Genomic DNA, 18,585 nt, shown 5'->3' with positions numbered 1-18,585 from the left:
AATTCCTTTCAAAAGGAGAGTCGATTGCTTCAGTTCAAACAATAAAACTATTAAAAAAGCGTGCCAGACCTTCTTCAAAAGTCCTGCACGCTTTTAAATTAAACAACTGTTTCAAACCGCTTTCTATTGATGAAGAAAGAAAGAGTGATGATGAGATAGATACCCATTGTGACCAAGGTTTGAACGATCGGAGTTGTTGATACTACGCCAATAAAAATGGCAATGATCGCAATGACAGAAAACCATGTCGTGAAAGGATACAGCTTGACGCGATATCCTCCTGGTGCTGTTACGCTTCGAGACTTTAGATGCCCAACAGCAATAATAAACCAGATGAATAAGACTGTGTAGCTTAAAGATCCCATTAAATAATTAAAGGTTTGACTTCCTACAAAAAGAGAGATTAATACGGCTGCATACAAAGTAGATGTACATACTAGAATCGCTCTGACTGGCACCTGCTGTTTCGACAGCTTAGAAAAACCCTTCCATACACGGCCATCCATCGCCTGTGTAAATAGTACCCTTGAAGAAGCATACAGACCAGAGTTCATAGAAGACAAGATCGCTAGTAAAATAATCCCGTTCATGATATCACTTGCATATGGCACACCAATCGTTGCAAACACCGTGACGAATGGACTCACTTGCTCATTGTTTACTTGATTCCAAGGAATCAAGCTGACGATGATGAAGAACGGAAGTACATAAAAACCGATGATTCGTACAAATGTACTTTGAATGGCCTTTGGGATGACTTTTTCAGGATTTTTTGTTTCTGCTAATGTGACCCCAATCATTTCAGTTCCCCCATATGAATACACGACCACCAGCATTGCCGCAATTAAGCCGCCCGTTCCATTCGGGAAAAATCCCCCGTGGTCGGTTAAGTTGGATAATCCCGGTGCTGCATGCTGTCCGAATGAGACAAACAGCATCGTTAACCCAATGATAATAAATAAAAGAATGACAGCAATTTTTATAGAGGCTAACCAGTATTCTGTCTCAGCAAACATTTTGACTGAACAAACATTGATCAATGTCACAACAAGTGAAATGATTAACACAAGTGTCCATATTGGTACTTGCGGGAACCAGTACTGAATAAAGATTGCAGACACGATCGCTTCTGCTGCAATGTTCAGCACCCACATTTTCCAATAGATCCAGTCTAAGAAATAGGCGGGGTATTTGCCTAACACAGGTTCAATTAAATCACGAAATGTTCTAGCGCCAGGTCGTGCAACCGTCATTTCGGCAAGTCCTTGCATAATAAATAATAAAATAAGACCACCAATCATATATGCCAAAATGACAGCAGGACCCGCGATATCAATGGCAGAACTGCTTCCTTTAAACAGACCAGCACCGATGGCACCGCCAAGTGCGAGCATCATGATATGCCTTGACGTCATTGTTCGTTTTAACTGCACATGTTCCTTTTCCATTTTCTATAGCTCCTTTAAATTTGAATCTTCAGACAAATATAAGATAAAAGCATATAAAAAGGCCAGTCATCTCCTTGAAGAGACGACTGACCTTGCAACCGCGTTACCACTCTTATTGATTCAGACATAGCTGAATCCAACTTGAAACCCGATAACGGAGGTCACACGTAAAGACTTACTATTCATTCAGTCTTGCCGCTCCTTGAGCGAGTTCAATGATTCGTTTTACTGCGTTGCACCACCCCGCAGCTCTCTTAGAAAACGGATATTCATTTACTATTCTCAAGTCAAAGCGTTTTATAGTCAATTTGTCTATTTATCAAAGATTTTATTTTTTAAATATACTGACTAACCACGCAATTGTCAACAGCCTTTTTCAGACATTTTCTTTTAACGAATCCAAACGGCTACTTCATCCATCGGACGACGCGTTTTGCCGCGCTTTGGCTCAATGACTCGATACCCAAAGGCTGCCATGACAGAGATGTCGTACTGACCATCTTCAAGTAATTCTTCTTCCTTAAGAATACGATGAATCTCATCGTAGCTGAATCCCTCAACAGGGCATGAATCAATGCCGATTTGTGCCGCGGCTGTCATCATATTTCCAAGGGCAATATACGTTTGTTTGGAAGCCCAATCGAAGAGCGTACGGTCATTTTCCATCAAATGAAGATCATTCTCTTGGAATTCTTTGTAGCGTTCTTTTACCATTTCAAACGTTTCGTCTGTCATTCCCTTGATTTCCTTGTTGATGTATTCTGCATATGCTGAATCATACCGGGCGTCTGTTCTTGCCAAAATGATCACAAAATGGCTGGCAGTTGGAAGCTGCTTTTGCGCACCCCATGTATATTCTTTTAATTTCTCTCTAAATGCTTCATTTTGAACGACGAGAAATTTCCAAGGCTCAAATCCGACAGAGCTTGGGGAAAGTCTTCCTGTTTCTAAAATGAACGCAAAGTCATCTTCTGGAATCTTTTTCGTCGGGTCAAACTCTTTTGTCGCATGACGGAATTCATACGCCTCAATGATTTCTTTTTTTAATTGCTCTTTGTCTCGCATGGTATTCATCCTTTCTAGTGAACGATTAGGGTGAGAAGTTTCATCAATCCAATTTCTTTCCATTCCCATATAGAAATTGTTATGATAATAAAACAAACAGCCCGAATGTGTGATGTGATATCTCTATGGTAAAAGAAAAGCTTCCATTGATTCAAGTACGCACATTTTTGTTCGTTAGGTACAATCATGTTCGTTTATCACCCATTTCGTCCTAGAAAGGAGTGTAAAGATGAGTGCACCATCCAATCCAGTCAGTATTGTCAATCATGGCTGTCCCGTTTCAACCACAACGAGTGTAATAGGAGGAAAATGGAAAGGAGTGATCCTTTATCATTTGACTTGCGGTCCAAAACGATACAACGAATTACGCCGGCTTCTGCCAAGAATTTCTCAGCGTGTTCTCACGCTGCAATTGCGCGAGCTAGAACAAGACGGCGTTGTTCACAGAAAAGTCTATGAGGAGGTCCCTCCTCGTGTCGAATATTCACTCACTTCTCTTGGAGATACTTTAAAACCCATCATCTTCGCTATGCGTGAATGGGGCGAATCCTATGGAAAAGAAGCTCGCCCAAAAGAAAAAAGCTGCCATCTCTAGCAGCTTTTTTTATGATGAAATCGCCGTTGATTCTTGCTGTGGATCATCCTTCACAAACAGGATGCCAAGCTGATGATGCTCCCCTTCGTAAGAAGCGCGTTTCTCAAACCTTGTCTGACCATTCAAGCCAATGATCTCAAGCTTTGTCAGAGCACGATTGGTTTGAAGGGCTTCGTAAAATTCCGAAACGGTTTTGACTTCAATTCCATTCACCTTTGTAATGACTTCTCCGATCTCAAGCTTTAAATCAGCTGCAGGTGTATTCGGAATGATTCCCAGCACCATCAGCCCTTGATTACGCTTAGAGAAGTAGAATGGAGCCGCATTGTCATTGACTCTCTGTTTCCATGAGAGGAAAGCTCTTCCGACAATCGCTATCAATACAGCTCCCCATGCAATCGGCTCAAACCAAATACTTGCAGCACCTAGTAAAGAAACAGCGAGTCCAAGCATGAGAATACGCCGTGCCGTAATTTGAATGCTCACAATTGGCAGTGATCCTTGAATCCGCTGCCCGAAACCGATGATGTATGGAATCAAAATAAATGAAAAGCTTTGATCGTGTACTTGAAGCACCGGCCACCATGGCAGAGAAGAAGTAAATTCACCTGCCGGCATCAGCAAAACAAGCGGTAAAAGCCACAGGCGGTTTGCCCGCTGCTGGCCAATCAAAAGTCCTCTCGCACTCATCACCATTGCAGGCGATGTTCGTAAATGCGCCGTTCGATAGGCTAGAATCCCCTCGGTCATTAATAAAAGACCTAGCAAAATAACAACGGCTGATGCATTCATCATTGAGAGCTGCGGCAGCCAAGAATGGCTCACTTGGACATACATTAGTCCAAGTACCGCAATAAAACTGAAACCGAGTGTGTATGCAGACGAAAGCGCACTCGCCTTAAAGAATAAAGAGCAAACGATGGTCATCGCTGCAATCAGCACGATGAATCCAGGCGGGAGGGAAATCCCTAAGCCTACTGAAATGACGGATAGGCAAATCCCTAGAATCCATCCCTTTGAATATGTAAATTTAAGTTCATCGTATACATCTTCTATTCTTGTTTGAAACGCTTTTCTCTCCCGCTTTACGCGGATGTAGCCATGTAACAGGCTGATTAATATCATGAAATAAAAAAGAGGGTGGATTAAAAACAGACCGACCGCTTTTAATCCAGCTCCCATCCACTCCGAGCTCATTATCGTTCACCGCCCAAGTCAAGCATTTTCTCTTATTCTATCAAATAAATCGATGCTTGACACCAGGTTTATTTCTCCTGATTCATCCAAAGTGTGACATTCGACAGTGAAAAATCTTTTAAGTAGTGATTGACATCTACATCTAGTATGCCGCCGAGCAGCTGCATCGACCTCTTGATGTCGGTTAAGTTTATACCAAGTCTCTTATGATTATCCATTAAATAATTGAAGTATATCTCAGCACAGTCTTCATCGATTTCGTCGACTGATTCTACCGTTGTGTAATTGACCAAGTACCTGCTTAACAGCATGAGCAGACTTAATGCCTTTGTAGCGGAAAACGTCACATCTTTCGTACGACTCTTAAGCTCCTCTACCAACTCGTAATATTTTTTCTCTCTCACAATACTTGCCCTTTTCAATTGTGTACCCCCATTTACTAGTTCTTTTAAGAAAAGCGCAAACCTCGGTACAGCTTAATGCTCAAGCTGAATATCCGCAAAAAATAAAATATTTAAAATGAGTGCTACTTTATATTGTAAGAATTATTTATGTAACATACAACTTTCAAAAGTTTCATTTTCATGACATGTTTAAATCAACAGAAAGTCTCTTATATAAATATGTTATCGGGTAAAATCGAAGGAATGTTATGTTTTTTGTAAAATAAATGAATATATTTCTCGATATAATTTATTTTTAAGAATAAACTATTACATGTTCGTGACACTTATGAACCAAAAAAAAGAGGCATTTATTCGCCTCTTTATTTTTTAAGATATAGTGCTTTTAGTGCAGTCTGCAGTTGAAGATCATTTTTCTCATAGGATTTCACTTCATCCACCATTTTGTTCATCATTTTCGCTGTCTTCAGATCAATCACACCTGATTTATCGAGATTGTATGTGCTTTGGAAGGCTAGAACTGCCTTTTTCGTTTCTTCATCAAAGTAGCCGTCTACTCTGCCGGGGTCGAATGACAATCCCTTTAACAGCGTCTGTGCTTGTCTCACTTCTTCATTGTTCATATCCAGCTGAAGCGGTTCTTTCAGTTGAAGTGGGCCTACGGTAAAGTAATCTGGCTGATGAATCGCAATTGTCGGTACGACACCTTTTTTGTGAATCCAATTCCCTTTTGGCGTGAGCCATTTATACAGCGTTAATTTAATGTTACTGCCGTCACCCATTGGAACCGCCTGCTGCACAGTGCCTTTCCCAAAGGAGACATCACCGACGACTTCATATTTTCCGGCTTCTTTCATAGCACCAGCAAGTATTTCAGAAGCGGATGCACTGCCTTTATCGATTAAGACATTGACTGGATAAGGCTTCTGTTCTTTCCGTTTTGAAAAATACCGTTTCCTGTCGCCGTTCCGTTCTGCAATTTGAATATAAGGCTGATCCTTCGTAATAAAATGCTTCAAAATGTCTTCTACACTTTGCAGATAGCCGCCAGGGTTCCCTCTCACATCCAGCACAAGACCTTCTATGCCCTTTTTCTCGAGTTGTTTCAGGCTTGACGTGAAATCCTTCGCAGTATCTTCAGAAAAGCTAGAGATCGCGATATAGCCCGTTTTATGACCATTTACCTCTTTCACAGAAGAAGTCACGGTTTCAAGTGGAATTTCTTCTCGTTTGATATGGAATGTTAACTCTTTTTCAATCCCATTTCGTCTGATTTTCAGAGCGACAGATGTTCCTTTTTTCCCTCTGATTTTCAGTACAGCATCGTTTAAGCTTTTTTCTTTCATCGGCTCACCATCAATGCTGATGATTTCATCTTTCGGCTTTAGACCTGCTTTTGCCGCAGGGGATTTTTTAAAGGCAGAGACGATAATGATTTTTCCTTCATCCATTCCCACTTCTGCCCCAATTCCCTCAAAAGAAGAATCAAGCGAATCAGAAAATTGCTTGGCGGTTTGCTTGTCCATGTATACTGAATACGGATCATTTAAAGTTGAAAGCATTCCTTGAATGGCGCCTTCAAGCAGCTTTTGGCGATCCACTTCCTCTACATATTCATTCGATATCAGGTCATAGGCTTTCTCGATTTTCTCCATCCCATTCTCTTTCGCCTTATCACTTGATTGAGCTTGTCCAGCCATTGCAACAGCTGCTTGCGGTGACTCCGCATGAGTTCCCTCTTTATGCGTCATCACCCCTGCACTTATTAATAGAACGACACTTGCCATAATAGATGCGATTTGTTTTTTCATCTTTGGCCTCCTTCTTCAACTCTTCCTGATGACCTGAGTTATTATATGCCAGAAGAAGGGATTTCATGTAAAGACATTCTCCCGCGAAGGCTTGACTAATCATTTCATTAGGTGTAATTTTTATTTTGTTATGATCGAGAAGGAGTCTTCGCTATGTATATTATATTGACGATGCTTTTATTAGGAATTTTATTAGGATTTGTAGGAGCAGGCGGGGCTGGTTTTGTCATCGCATTGCTTACGTTAATTTTTGATATCCCTATCCATACCGCACTCGGGACGTCTTTAGCCGCAATGGCATTTACGACGTTATCAGGTGCATACAGCCACTACCGGGAAGGGAATATTCAGCTGAAATCTGGTTTGATTGTCGGAGCTTTGGCTTGTGTTGCTTCTTTTGCAGGAGCTAAGGTTGCTCCTTTTATTCCAGAAGAAAGTCTGCACTATTTAACAGCTGGAATGCTCTTTTTATCCGCTGTGTTTATGATGATCAAATTATTTGTTCTTAAGGAAGACACTGAGCATCAGCCGCTTTCTTCACGTCAGCTGCTCATAAGGGGTATTATTTTAGGACTTGTATCCGGATTGCTGTCAGGTATGTTTGGTATCGGGTCTGCACCATTTATTCAAGTAGGACTTTTGATTTTACTGAGACTTTCCATTCGACAGGCAGTTGGCACGACAATGCTTGTCATTATTCCGATTTCCATCGGTGGTGGAATTGGATATATTACAGAGGGCTATGTTGATTTTATCTTGCTGATTCAAATTTTAATCGGAACAGTATTAGGGGCATTTATTGGCGCAAAATTCACACGCCTTGCACCGAAGCTCTTATTGAAATCGGCTGTACTGTTAACACCTATTATTGCCGGTTTACTGCTGTTATTTTAATTTCATTTAGAATCAAAAAGGCCGATAACATGATGTTATCGGCCTTTTGATTAGCGGATATATTGCGCTGGATTGACTGCATTTGATTTAGCGCCATTCCATAATCCTTTATGAATTTCAAAGTGGAGATGCTGACCATGTGATTGGCCTGTATTCCCCATATATCCAAGGAATTGTCCTTGCTCGACTCTCTGCCCTGTGGACACACTTCTTGTAGACAGGTGGGCATATACCGTTTGATAGGTCTGTCCATTGATATTATGCGTAATGAATATCACATTCCCGTAGCTCGATGAGTAGCTTGAGTTCGTGACTGTTCCAGCTGCAGCTGCGACGACAGATACTGTGCCTTTTGCTGCAATATCTAAACCGTAGTGCTGTCCGCCTGAACGTCCGCCAAAGCCAGATGAGAATCGGCCAGCAGCTGGTTTAATAAAGCCGGAGCTGCTTGCTGGTGTATCAGATACTTGATCCGAGCCGCCGCTTTGAGGTGCAGGTGCACTTTTTTCAGCAGCTGCTTGTTCTGCTCTCTTCGCTTCTTCCTTTTGGCGGCGTGCTTCCTCAGACTTCACAGCCGCTTTTTGGTTCGCTAGAATTTCTTGTTCATTTTCAAGTTTGCCTAATTCATCATGGGCATGGTTCTTTTTATCTGTTACATCCCCTAAGATTTTCTCTTTTTCTTTTTGCTGTTTAGACAAATCCTTTTTCAACTCTTCTAGCTCTTTCAGAGATGTTTCAAGTCCATTTAGCTGATTATTTAGCTCTGCTTCTTTTTGCTCCACCAGCTTTAAATCATTTTCATGTTCTGTAATCATGTCTTTGTCTGCTTCGACAATGGTTGTGACAGCTCCAACACGACCGACAAAATCACTAAAGCTGCGAGCACCCAGCAGCACATCTAAATAGTTGATCGTACCGCCGCTTTTTTGCATCGAACGAATTCGATCTTTGAATATAGCTTTTCTTTTTTCAATTCGATCATTGATGACTTGAATGTCTTTTTTTAGTTTCTTGATCTCTTGCTTCGTTTGTTTGACTTCTTTTTCTTTTTCAGCGACTTTTTCAGTTGCAGCACTTACCTTGTGGTCAATCTTTTCAATTTCTTTTTTGAGCTTGGATTCTTTCTTTTCAAGCTTAGCCAGCTCTGATTTCTTTTTCTTCAAAGTGGATTCAGTCTTTGATGTTTTCTCTTCGATTTGTTGACGTTTTTGATCTAGGTCTTCGTATGCGAATGCACGATTCTCGTTCCCTGGAATGTATAGCCACGTTGTTCCAATAAACGCTGCCATTCCAGCCATCATCAGCTTTCTTTTCAAAACGATATTCCCCTCCTATGACAACTGCCTGCATAAAGAGTCGACCGGATGAATCGGTTCAACCGGTCACACCTTCTATCAAATTCTCGAGTGCTGCCGTCAAAAATAGATTTATACTTTTAAGAATTTACGGATGGACGTCAAGCTTCCCCATACACCAATGATTGCACCGATCAATAGAAGGACCAGTGAAACTTGATAGACAAACGGGTTATATGGAAGCATGGAAATAAATGAGCCTTGTACTCTCGGTGCCACCCAGCCCACTGCATATTGATATGTGCCGAGCAATAGAGCGATTGGTATAATAGAACCAAATACACCAAGCAGTAATCCTTCAATAAAGAATGGCCAGCGGATAAACCAGTTCGTTGCACCTACGAGTTTCATAATCTCGATTTCTTTACGTCTAGCAAAAATCGTAATTTTGATCGTATTAGAGATCAAGAACATGGCTGTAAATAAAAGCCCAATAATGAGCGCAATACCTACATTTCGCGCCACTCCGACCACATTAAAGAGTCGGCTGACTTCTTCTTTTCCATAGGTTACTTTATACGTACCCTTTAAGTTTTCTAATTTCTTCGCTACTTTTGGTGTATCGTGTGGATCAGATGTTTTCACAATAAACGCATCGTTTAATGGGTTTTCTTGATCAACAAGTCCCATGGATTGTCCATTTTCACCAAAGCTTTTAATCAGCGCTTTTAGTTCGTCATCTTTAGATGAGTACTTCACATCACTGATTTCAGGAATCTTCTCAATTTCTGCTTTTAATTCATCCTGCTGCTTTTGATTCGCCGTTAATTCGATTAACACTTTTACTTCTACTTCTTTTTCAGCGTTCGATGCCATGTTATTCAAGTTGAGCATAATCACAAGAAAAACCCCAACTAAAATCAATGTGACAGTGACCGCACTAATTGATGCAAATGTCATCCACGTGTTTCTTCCAAGTGAACGGAAGCTCTCACGTAAATGCCGCGAGAGAGTTTTAATCATAAATGCCGTACTCCCCTCTTGCTTCGTCACGCACAATCATTCCATCTTCGATTGCGATGACACGTTTCTTCATGCTGTTTACAATTTCTTTGTTGTGTGTCGCCATGACGACTGTTGTTCCGCGGTTATTAATCTCTTCAAGTGTCTTCATGATTTCCAGAGATGTGTCTGGATCAAGGTTTCCTGTCGGCTCATCTGCAATGACAACCTCAGGACTATTCACGATCGAGCGAGCGATAGATACACGCTGCTGTTCACCGCCAGACAGCTGGTCAGGAAATTGTCGTGCTTTGTGCTTGAGCTGTACCAAATCAAGTACATCCAGCACTTTTTTCTTAATGATATGAGGCTGTTCCCCAATGACTTCAAGAGCAAATGCCACATTCTCAAACACCGTGAGGGTTGGAAGTAGTTTGAAATCTTGGAATACTACGCCAATTTCTCTTCTTACGTAAGGAATTTCTTTTTCCTTAATTGAGGCTAAATCTCTGCTATTAATTAAGATTTTCCCTTTGGTTGGCTTCTCTTCACGATACATCATTTTGATGAAAGTGGATTTACCAGCACCACTGGGACCAACAACATACACAAACTCTCCTGGGTGGATAGAGACATTGATTCCATTGATCGCCTTTACACCGTTAGGATAGATCTTGTAGACTTCCTTCATTTCAATCATGTAATCACCTAATCTTTTCTTATTGCTGACTAACAGCTTATCATGATGTTTTGACACTTATCGTCAAAAAACGTTATGTATGGTCACGCACATACCCTTCGATACGTACAAGCAATTTATGTCCTTTTCATCCAAAAAGATGAAAAAAATGAATCGTCTAAATTTCAACAACTCCAATTATACGTCATGAATCGACGCAATGGTATTACATTTATATTTCAAAACTTATAGTTAAAAGGTAAAAAGAACAATTAAAACCGATAAACATGTCTTTTTACCCTTATTTTTTTAATAAAATTTAATATAATACGTTTTCATACTATTCAAAAGTCTTTTTCTACATATAAAAACAAAAAAACCTTGTCGATTAGACAAAGGTTTTATTTTTTCCCTGCAAGCCATTTTGCCACTTCTTTTGCTTGCTTCTCATCTACCATTCCGCTTGGCATAGAGCCTTTACCATTCTGTGCAATATCTGCGATTTGGCTTTCATTATATTTCTTCCCTACTTCTTTCAGGCTTGGTCCGCCTCCACCAGATAGGTCTTTCCCATGACAGCCAATACAGTTTTGCTGATAAATTTCCTCACCACTGCTCACAGTTGAAGCACTTTTGCTGCCTTCTTTGTCACTGCTGCTTGAATTTCCTCCACAAGCCGCAAGAACAAGAAGCATCACTGCAAACAGCATCATTAATCCGCTTTTTTTCATCAATTTCCCTCCCTTACAATCATTTGGTCAACGCTATTATATCCTTGTTTACGCCCTTTTAAAACCCTCACCAAGCACCTCTTTTGCATCCATTACGATGACAAATGCTGATGCATCGATTGCTTTCACCACTTGTTTCAACTTTGTGAATTGTGACTGCCCAACGACACACATCAGAATTGGACGGTCATGGTCGGTATATCCACCGACTGCTGAGATCTTTGTGACACCACGGTCAATTTGATCAAATACTGCCTGCCTGACCTCATCCTCATGCCCTGTAATGATCATCGCCATTTTCGAATGACTGAAGCCGGCCTGTACGACATCAATCGTTTTACTTGAAATAAACACACCAATGACAGCGTACAGTCCCTCTTCAATCCCAAAAACAGTCATCGCAGCCAGGACAATTAGGCCATCCATCATCGCTAAACAGGTGCCAAGCGTGAGGCCTGTATATTTATTGATGATTTTGGCAGCGAGCGCCGTTCCACCTGTTGATCCATTTCCAAGGAACACGAGCCCTATTCCGATCCCAATCACCACTCCGCCAAAAATGGCTGCTAAGAGCGCTTCATGTGTCACAGGTGCAATATGTCTTGTGACAAACACCATCAAAGGTAAAAAAATAGAGCCAACGAGCGTTTTCACGCCAAATGTCCCGCCTAATAAATAAAAACCAGCGATAAACAGCGGAATATTGAGTCCCCATTGCACATATGCCGCCTCAAAGCCGAATGACTGCATAATCGTACTAATACCGCTCACTCCACCTGCAGCAATCTGATTCGGTAATAATAACGTATTAAATCCAATCGCCACAATGGCTGATCCGATTAAAATGAACAAGTAATTTTTCGCTTCAATCCATAATTGTGAATGTCCCTGCTTCATGTCTTTCTTCCTCCGTTACTTCTGAATGCACACCTATTTTAAGCCCTTCTAAAACGAATGTAAATAACAGCCAAATGCAGTGCTAATGGATTAATACTTTATCACACAAACGGATCAGCGTGCTTGCCGTTTGGCATAGGAGCAAATGATGGTATATTTAATATGTACATGAGAAAGAAGGGACATGCGATGAAGAAAATACTGAAGATAACAGGCATGACATTACTTGCACTGATCATCTTGGCTTTTGGTGCTTTCTATACATGGAGCCGCTTTACATACGGACCATCCGCCGCATTAAAAAAGCAAGTGAACATCGAGCAAGTGGAACATAAAAACGATGTGTATACATTTGCATCAGCAAAAAGCGATACTGGTATTATTCTCTATCCCGGGGCAAAGGTGGAACCAATTGCGTATACCTATATTGGGAATGAACTGATGAAAAAAGGTTATTCTGTCTTTATCCCTGACATGCCATTTTCGTTTGCGATTTTTAATACAAACAAAGCACACGATATTATGAAAGTTCATCAAACGATCAAACACTGGTATATTGGCGGTCATTCACTAGGCGGAACAGCTGCCGCTATGTTTGCAGAAAAAAACCAGCGCAAGCTCGACGGTCTCTTTTTCTTTGCGTCTTATCCAGCATCAGATAACTTGAAATCATCGTCCTTGAACGTACTCTCTATATCAGGTGAAAAGGATGGGCTTGCGACACAAGAGAAAATCAAGAAATCGAAAACAAATCTGCCGTCTCAAACCGTTTACCATGAAATAAAAGGCGGGAACCATGCTCAGTTTGGCATGTACGGCAAACAAAAAGGTGATCAGCCTGCGGACATTCCAGCCCTCACGCAGCAAAAGGATATCATTCAGACCATGCTTGAATGGCTAAAACCAGCAAAAAAGCTCCCGTAATAGGAGCTTTTCATTTTTACTTTTTCGTCGCTTCTAAAAACTCTTCAGCGTCTGCTACAGCTAAACCAATGGCTTCCTCCCAAAAGGCTTTTTGGGTAAGATCGACGCCTAAATGCTTATGAGCCAAATCTTCTACTGTCATTGAAGCTGTATCCTTTAGTAATGCAATGTACTTCTCTTCAAACGAAGTACCAGCCCGCAAGGCTTTTGCATAAATCCCTAGTGAGAACATGTAGCCAAATGTGTATGGGAAATTATAAAACGGTACACCTGTGATATGGAAATGCAGCTTAGACGCCCAGAAATGTGGATGGTATTCATCTAAAGAGTCACCGAAGGCTTCCTTCTGCGCTTCTACCATCAGCTCATTCAACCGATCCGCCGGCACTTCTCCTTGTTTACGCTCTTCATAAAAACGCTGTTCAAATAAGAAACGAGATTGAATGTTCATGAAAAATGCTACACTCCGCTGCAGCTTATCCTCTAACAAACTGAGACGCTCCTCTTCATTTGCCGCTTCTTTTAATGAAGCATCAGCCACAATCATTTCTGCAAATGTCGACGCCGTTTCAGCTACATTCATCGCATATTTGCGATTAAGAATGCGAACATCCTGCATCACTTCCTGATGGAACGAATGACCAAGCTCATGCGCGAGTGTCGCCACATTGGATGGACTTCCTGAGAAGGTCATAAAAATGCGTGACTCCCCGCTGTCAGGAAAATTTGTACAAAAACCGCCTACTCGTTTGTTTGGACGATCCTCAGCTTCTACCCAGCGTTCATTAAAGGCTTTTTCTGTAAAGGCAGCAAGCTCTTTTCCAAATCCAGCGAAATGTTTCACAATAAAAGCAGCTGCTTCTTGATAGGGATAGATCTTGGTTTCACTGCCAATAGGAGCCCCAACATCAAACCAGCTTAGCTTATCCACTCCAAGCATGTCAGCCTTTCGATGTAAGTAATCAATGAATGGCTGCTTATGTTCATCAATCACAGACCACATTGCATCAAGGGTTTCTTGTTTCATCCGGCAAATATCAAGCGGCTCTTTTAAAATATGATCCCAGCCTCTTGCTTCATATACTTGTAAACGGAAACCTGCCAGATGATTAAGCGTGCTTGCAAATAGATGTTCATCCTGTGTCCATGCGTGCTCTAAGTTATGATATACGGCCTTTCTGACTTCACGATCTGAATCATCCATCGCATTTTCCGCTTGGCCGACAGAGATCATCTGCGTTTCACCATCTTGTTCAAATGGAATCATAATCTTATTCACCAAGCTAGAATAAAGCTCATCCCACGCATGGTAGCCATCTACGGCTAGCTTTTGAATCAACGTTTCTTGTTCAACAGGCAATTGATCCTTCACGCGCTCTCTGCGTTCATTTAATATGTAGCGTACATCTGAAAAGGCCTCTGAATTCAAGAGATCTTCCCATTTTCCAGGAGAGATGGCAGCAAGCGCTTGATCAAACAGCGCAAGAATGGTACCTAAATCAGCTTCAAGCTTGGCTATCGTACCTCGAAGACTGCCAGCCTTCATATCCTTTGTATTTTGAGATTGAAGACAGGATACAAATGAACCTGCTTGAGACAGTTTTTTATATGTGGTTTCATACGTGTCAAGGACAGACGTTAACCTGCTTTCAATGTGTGTATCTTCTTTTGAAAAGGCATCGACCTTTTGTCTTAATTCATCTAATAGCTGCTGAATGTGTTGCAGGTATGTTTTAAATTCTGGTGAAGAACTGCCTCCTTTAAAAAAGGCATCTAAATCCCACGTCTCTTGTAATGGTGTTAATCCCAAAATATTTCCCCCTTTATTTGCTAATTTCATCATACAAAGGATATAGAGTCAGTATGGCATATGTATTCCTTTATATTCATTATATTTTCTCACAATTAAAAAAACCCAGCAAGAAGCCGAGTTTTTATGATAATTTCGAACGTAAGTAAGCATCGATAAATGAATCTAAATCTCCATCCATGACCGCTTGAACATTTCCCATCTCCGTATTGGTTCGATGGTCTTTCACAAGAGAATACGGATGGAATACATAAGAGCGAATTTGGCTTCCCCAGCCAATTTCTTTCTGCTCTCCTCTAATTTCATCCAATTCAGCCTGCTGTTCTTCGATCCGTCTTTGATAAAGTTTCGATTTCAGCATTTTCATCGCACGTTCTCTGTTTTTGATTTGTGACCTTTCTGTTTGGCATGTGACCACAACATTGGTTGGTATGTGTGTGATACGAACGGCAGAGTCAGTCGTATTGACATGCTGTCCACCTGCGCCGCTTGCACGATACGTATCTACCTTGATATCTTCTGTCCGAATATCAATATCAATTTCTTCATTGAACTCTGGCATGACATCACAGGAAACGAAGGACGTATGCCTGCGGCCAGATGAATCAAAAGGAGAAATACGAACCAAACGATGGACACCTTTTTCTGCTTTTAAGTACCCGTATGCGTTATGCCCTTTGATGAGCAATGTCACAGATTTAATTCCTGCTTCATCACCAGGAAGATAATCAAGCGTTTCAACCTTAAAGCCTCTGCGCTCTGCCCAGCGAGTATACATTCTCAGAAGCATAGAACCCCAGTCCTGTGATTCAGTACCGCCTGCACCAGGGTGAAGCTCAAGAATGGCATTGTTTTTATCATATGGTTCACTTAAGAGAAGCTGCAACTCAAACTCGTTAAACTGCTTGGTTAAGTTCTTCAGCTCTTTTTCAAGCTCTGCATGAAGCTCCTCGTCATAATCTTCCTTTAATAGGTCATGTGTCATTTGCAGCTCTTCATGAGATTCACTGAGCTCATGGTATGCATTCACATTATCCTTTAGTGCATTGGCTTCATTGATGACGCCTTGTGCCTTTTGCTGATCATTCCAAAAATCAGCTTCTGACATTGTCGCTTCGAGTTCTGCAATTTTGGCTTCTTTTGTTTCGAGGTCAAAGAGACCCCCTAAAATCAGCTAGCCTGCTAGCCATATTTTCAAGCTCTTGTCTAATTTCTACTAATTCCATATCCTTCACCTCATAGATGTATGGGGGCTGACATGAATAGAAAGAGGTTTTCACCTCTTTCCATTACTTATTCTGTCTTCCCATGACAATTTTTATATTTCTTGCCGCTTCCGCAGTGACATGGTGAGTTTCGCCCAATGTCTACGACTTTACGTACCGGCTTCTTTTTCACTGTCTTCTCCTCATCACCCTCTTGAGGCTGATGAGCAGTTGTTTGGCCTTGAACGACTTCTTCACGTTCTAGGTTGTTTTGAATTTCTGATTTTAAGACATATTTGGCTACATCATCTTCGATTGAAGCAACCATATGCTCAAACATCGCAAATCCTTCCATTTGATACTCACGAAGCGGATTTGTTTGTGCATACGCGCGTAAATGAATCCCTTGACGCAGCTGATCCATTGCATCGATATGATCCATCCACTTTGAATCCACCGCACGAAGAACGATGACTTTTTCAAATTCTCGCATTTGTTCATCGCCATATGTTTCTTCTTTTGCATCGTATTTTTCTTTAATACGATCCATGATGAAGGAGGTGATTTCATCTGCTTCTTTGCCATAAATATCTTTGACCGAAATAGCTCCTTCATCTAAATAGTTCGTGTTGATTAATTCAACAAGCCCATCTAGTTTCCATTCTTCAGGAAGCTCTTCTTTCGGCGTATAAGAACCAACAGCCCGCTCAATTGAAGATTGAATCATATTGATGACAATCGATTTTAAGTTATCAGAATCGATGACTTCAAAGCGCTGTTTGTAAATCACTTCACGCTGCTGACGAAGTACATCGTCATATTGCAGAAGCTGTTTACGGGAATCAAAGTTGTTCCCCTCGACGCGTTTTTGAGATGATTCAACGGCTTTAGACACCATTTTACTTTGGATAGGTGTAGAGTCATCCATGCCAAAGCGGTCAAGCATCGCCATCGTGCGCTCTGCACCAAATCGGCGCATCAATTCATCTTCCATGGAGAGATAGAATTGAGTAATCCCTGGGTCTCCTTGACGACCAGAACGTCCGCGAAGCTGGTTATCAATACGTCGTGATTCATGACGCTCTGTCCCAATCACAGCTAGACCGCCAAGCTCTTTGACGCCTTCGCCAAGCTTGATGTCCGTACCACGACCTGCCATGTTTGTCGCAATGGTGACGGCACCTTTTTGACCAGCCTCTTCAATAATTTGTGCCTCACGCTCATGGTTTTTCGCATTTAACACTTGATGAGGAATCCCTTTATTTTTAAGCAGCTTAGAAATAAGCTCAGATGTCTCAACCGCTACTGTTCCGACAAGAACTGGCTGCCCTGTCATATAGCGCTGCGCAACATCCTCAGCCACTGCTTTAAATTTACCTTCCATTGTGCGGTAAATTAAATCAGGTCTGTCATCACGAACCACTGGTTGATTGGTCGGAATTGTCACAACCTGCATGTTGTAAATGTTACGGAATTCTTCTTCTTCCGTTTTCGCTGTACCAGTCATACCAGATAGCTTTTCATACATACGGAAGTAGTTCTGGAACGTAATCGTTGCAAGGGTCATACTTTCGTTCTGCACTTCGAGACCTTCTTTTGCCTCAATAGCTTGATGCAGACCTTCACTATAACGGCGTCCTTTCATTAAACGTCCTGTAAAAGAGTCAACAATAACGACTTGGCCTTCTTCAACGACATAATCCACATCTTTTTGCATCGCAACATGTGCCTTCAGCGCCTGAGCGATGTGATGGTTCAGCGCAACATGCTTAACATCAAATAAGTTCTCGATGCCGAATGCTTTTTCCGCCTTCGTCATTCCGCTTTCTGTCAGCTGTACACTTTTTGTTTTAATATCATATGTGAAATCATCTTCTATTTTTAATGTACGAACAAATGCATTGGCTTGTACGTAAAGCTTTGTAGATTTCGCAGCTTGTCCAGAAATGATAAGAGGTGTTCTCGCTTCATCAATTAAGATGGAGTCAACCTCATCGATCACTGCATAATGAAGCGGTCTTTGAACCATTTGCTCTTTGTAAAGCACCATGTTATCTCGTAAATAGTCAAAGCCCAGTTCATTGTTTGTTGAATACGTGATATCAGCGGCATACGCTTCTCTTTTTTCATCTTTGTCTAAGCTGTTTAAGTTTAAGCCAACCGTTAAGCCAAGAAATTCAAAAATCTTGCCCATTTCCTCTGCATCACGGCTTGCCAAATATTCGTTGACTGTCACAATGTGGACGCCTTTTCCAGAAAGAGCATTTAAATAAACAGGCATTGTTGATGTCAACGTTTTACCTTCACCTGTTTTCATCTCAGAGATGTTGCCTTCATGAAGCGCGATCCCCCCCATGAGCTGCACCTTAAACGGGTACATTCCTGTCACGCGGCGTGATGCCTCGCGAACCGTTGCAAATGCTTCAACCAACAGGTCATCCACGGATTGTCCTTTTTCAAGTTTTTCTTTAAATTCAATCGTTTTATTTCGTAAAGCCTCGTCAGATAATTTCTCGAAATCTTGTGCGAGAGCTTCGATTTCATTTGCTTTTTTTTCATATTTGCTGATCGTACGTTTCGTAGGATCAAACACTTTGTTTAAGATTCCAAGCATATAATAACGCTCCT

The 18,585-nt window shown here is 41.4% G+C and carries 16 protein-coding genes and 1 other annotated feature; of the genes, 3 read left to right on the top strand and 13 right to left on the bottom strand.

Going from position 1 to position 18,585, the window contains the following annotated elements; all coding sequences use genetic code 11:
- Nucleotides 1–98: 98 nt before the first annotated feature.
- Together C6Y06_RS02710 and C6Y06_RS02705 are read right to left on the bottom strand one after the other, a co-directional pair.
- The gene (locus tag C6Y06_RS02710) at nucleotides 99–1,448 is read right to left on the bottom strand and encodes an amino acid permease (protein ID WP_034660121.1); all 1,350 of its coding nucleotides are present in this window, start codon (nucleotides 1,446–1,448) and stop codon (nucleotides 99–101) included.
- A gap of 75 nt (nucleotides 1,449–1,523) precedes the next feature.
- Nucleotides 1,524–1,748 (bottom strand) — a binding site (T-box leader).
- A 90-nt stretch (nucleotides 1,749–1,838) separates the two neighbouring features.
- Nucleotides 1,839–2,513, bottom strand: coding sequence for an NAD(P)H-dependent oxidoreductase (locus C6Y06_RS02705; protein ID WP_066031689.1), 675 nt, complete (start codon nucleotides 2,511–2,513; stop codon nucleotides 1,839–1,841).
- 229 nt (nucleotides 2,514–2,742) lie between these two features.
- On the opposite strand from C6Y06_RS02705, the gene C6Y06_RS02700 reads away from it, so the two are divergent.
- Nucleotides 2,743–3,108, top strand: a complete 366-nt coding sequence (locus C6Y06_RS02700) for a winged helix-turn-helix transcriptional regulator (RefSeq protein ID WP_034660123.1) — start codon at nucleotides 2,743–2,745, stop codon at nucleotides 3,106–3,108.
- Nucleotides 3,109–3,117: 9 nt separating this feature from the next.
- On the opposite strand, the gene C6Y06_RS02695 is transcribed toward C6Y06_RS02700, so the two are convergent.
- The 3 genes from C6Y06_RS02695 to ctpB form a co-directional block, all read right to left on the bottom strand.
- Nucleotides 3,118–4,305 (bottom strand): PDZ domain-containing protein, encoded by a 1,188-nt coding sequence (locus C6Y06_RS02695; protein ID WP_189288299.1) that lies wholly within the window; start codon nucleotides 4,303–4,305, stop codon nucleotides 3,118–3,120.
- A gap of 68 nt (nucleotides 4,306–4,373) precedes the next feature.
- On the bottom strand, nucleotides 4,374–4,727 hold the full coding sequence (locus C6Y06_RS02690) for a swarming motility protein SwrAA (protein WP_007500014.1): 354 nt from the start codon (nucleotides 4,725–4,727) through the stop codon (nucleotides 4,374–4,376).
- 344 nt (nucleotides 4,728–5,071) lie between these two features.
- Nucleotides 5,072–6,520, bottom strand: coding sequence for a carboxy-terminal processing protease CtpB (gene ctpB / locus C6Y06_RS02685; RefSeq protein WP_095285735.1), 1,449 nt, complete (start codon nucleotides 6,518–6,520; stop codon nucleotides 5,072–5,074).
- A 153-nt stretch (nucleotides 6,521–6,673) separates the two neighbouring features.
- On the opposite strand from ctpB, the gene C6Y06_RS02680 reads away from it, so the two are divergent.
- Nucleotides 6,674–7,414 (top strand): sulfite exporter TauE/SafE family protein, encoded by a 741-nt coding sequence (locus C6Y06_RS02680; protein ID WP_034660126.1) that lies wholly within the window; start codon nucleotides 6,674–6,676, stop codon nucleotides 7,412–7,414.
- Between the two features lie 50 nt (nucleotides 7,415–7,464).
- Here C6Y06_RS02680 and C6Y06_RS02675 read toward each other — a convergent pair whose 3' ends face one another.
- The 5 genes from C6Y06_RS02675 to C6Y06_RS02655 all read right to left on the bottom strand — a co-directional run bounded on the left by C6Y06_RS02675 (nucleotide 7,465) and on the right by C6Y06_RS02655 (nucleotide 12,018).
- Nucleotides 7,465–8,730: a murein hydrolase activator EnvC family protein gene (locus tag C6Y06_RS02675; RefSeq protein WP_034660127.1), complete on the bottom strand. Its 1,266-nt coding sequence runs from the start codon at nucleotides 8,728–8,730 to the stop codon at nucleotides 7,465–7,467.
- A gap of 111 nt (nucleotides 8,731–8,841) precedes the next feature.
- Entirely contained in the window at nucleotides 8,842–9,732 is an 891-nt protein-coding gene (gene ftsX, locus C6Y06_RS02670) for a permease-like cell division protein FtsX (RefSeq protein ID WP_034660128.1), read from the bottom strand.
- Complete coding sequence (gene ftsE / locus C6Y06_RS02665) at nucleotides 9,725–10,411, bottom strand: cell division ATP-binding protein FtsE (RefSeq protein ID WP_034660129.1); 687 nt, start codon at nucleotides 10,409–10,411, stop codon at nucleotides 9,725–9,727. Before ftsE ends, ftsX begins: the two co-directional genes overlap by 8 nt.
- 380 nt (nucleotides 10,412–10,791) lie before the next feature.
- Nucleotides 10,792–11,121, bottom strand: coding sequence for a cytochrome c551 (gene cccB, locus C6Y06_RS02660; protein WP_060597381.1), 330 nt, complete (start codon nucleotides 11,119–11,121; stop codon nucleotides 10,792–10,794).
- Nucleotides 11,122–11,169: 48 nt separating this feature from the next.
- Entirely contained in the window at nucleotides 11,170–12,018 is an 849-nt protein-coding gene (locus tag C6Y06_RS02655) for a YitT family protein (RefSeq protein ID WP_003212797.1), read from the bottom strand.
- 189 nt (nucleotides 12,019–12,207) lie between these two features.
- Between C6Y06_RS02655 and C6Y06_RS02650 the strand changes: the two genes are divergently transcribed.
- Nucleotides 12,208–12,942: an alpha/beta family hydrolase gene (locus C6Y06_RS02650; protein WP_066031686.1), complete on the top strand. Its 735-nt coding sequence runs from the start codon at nucleotides 12,208–12,210 to the stop codon at nucleotides 12,940–12,942.
- Between the two features lie 16 nt (nucleotides 12,943–12,958).
- On the opposite strand, the gene C6Y06_RS02645 is transcribed toward C6Y06_RS02650, so the two are convergent.
- The 3 genes from C6Y06_RS02645 to secA all read right to left on the bottom strand — a co-directional run bounded on the left by C6Y06_RS02645 (nucleotide 12,959) and on the right by secA (nucleotide 18,571).
- Entirely contained in the window at nucleotides 12,959–14,752 is a 1,794-nt protein-coding gene (locus C6Y06_RS02645; protein ID WP_060597382.1) for a M3 family oligoendopeptidase, read from the bottom strand.
- Between the two features lie 124 nt (nucleotides 14,753–14,876).
- A protein-coding gene (gene prfB / locus C6Y06_RS02640) for a peptide chain release factor 2 (RefSeq protein ID WP_106030559.1) occupies nucleotides 14,877–15,978 on the bottom strand; the annotation gives its coding sequence in 2 pieces (ribosomal slippage) (nucleotides 14,877–15,905 and nucleotides 15,907–15,978; 1,101 coding nt in all).
- A gap of 67 nt (nucleotides 15,979–16,045) precedes the next feature.
- Entirely contained in the window at nucleotides 16,046–18,571 is a 2,526-nt protein-coding gene (gene secA / locus C6Y06_RS02635) for a preprotein translocase subunit SecA (RefSeq protein ID WP_060597383.1), read from the bottom strand.
- Nucleotides 18,572–18,585 lie beyond the last annotated feature (14 nt).

Source organism: Bacillus sp. MZGC1 (genome assembly GCF_002998605.1).
Lineage (GTDB): Bacteria > Bacillota > Bacilli > Bacillales > Bacillaceae > Bacillus.
The sequence above is the reverse complement of the archived record's forward strand: the minus strand, read 5'-3'. Positions and strand labels throughout refer to the sequence as shown.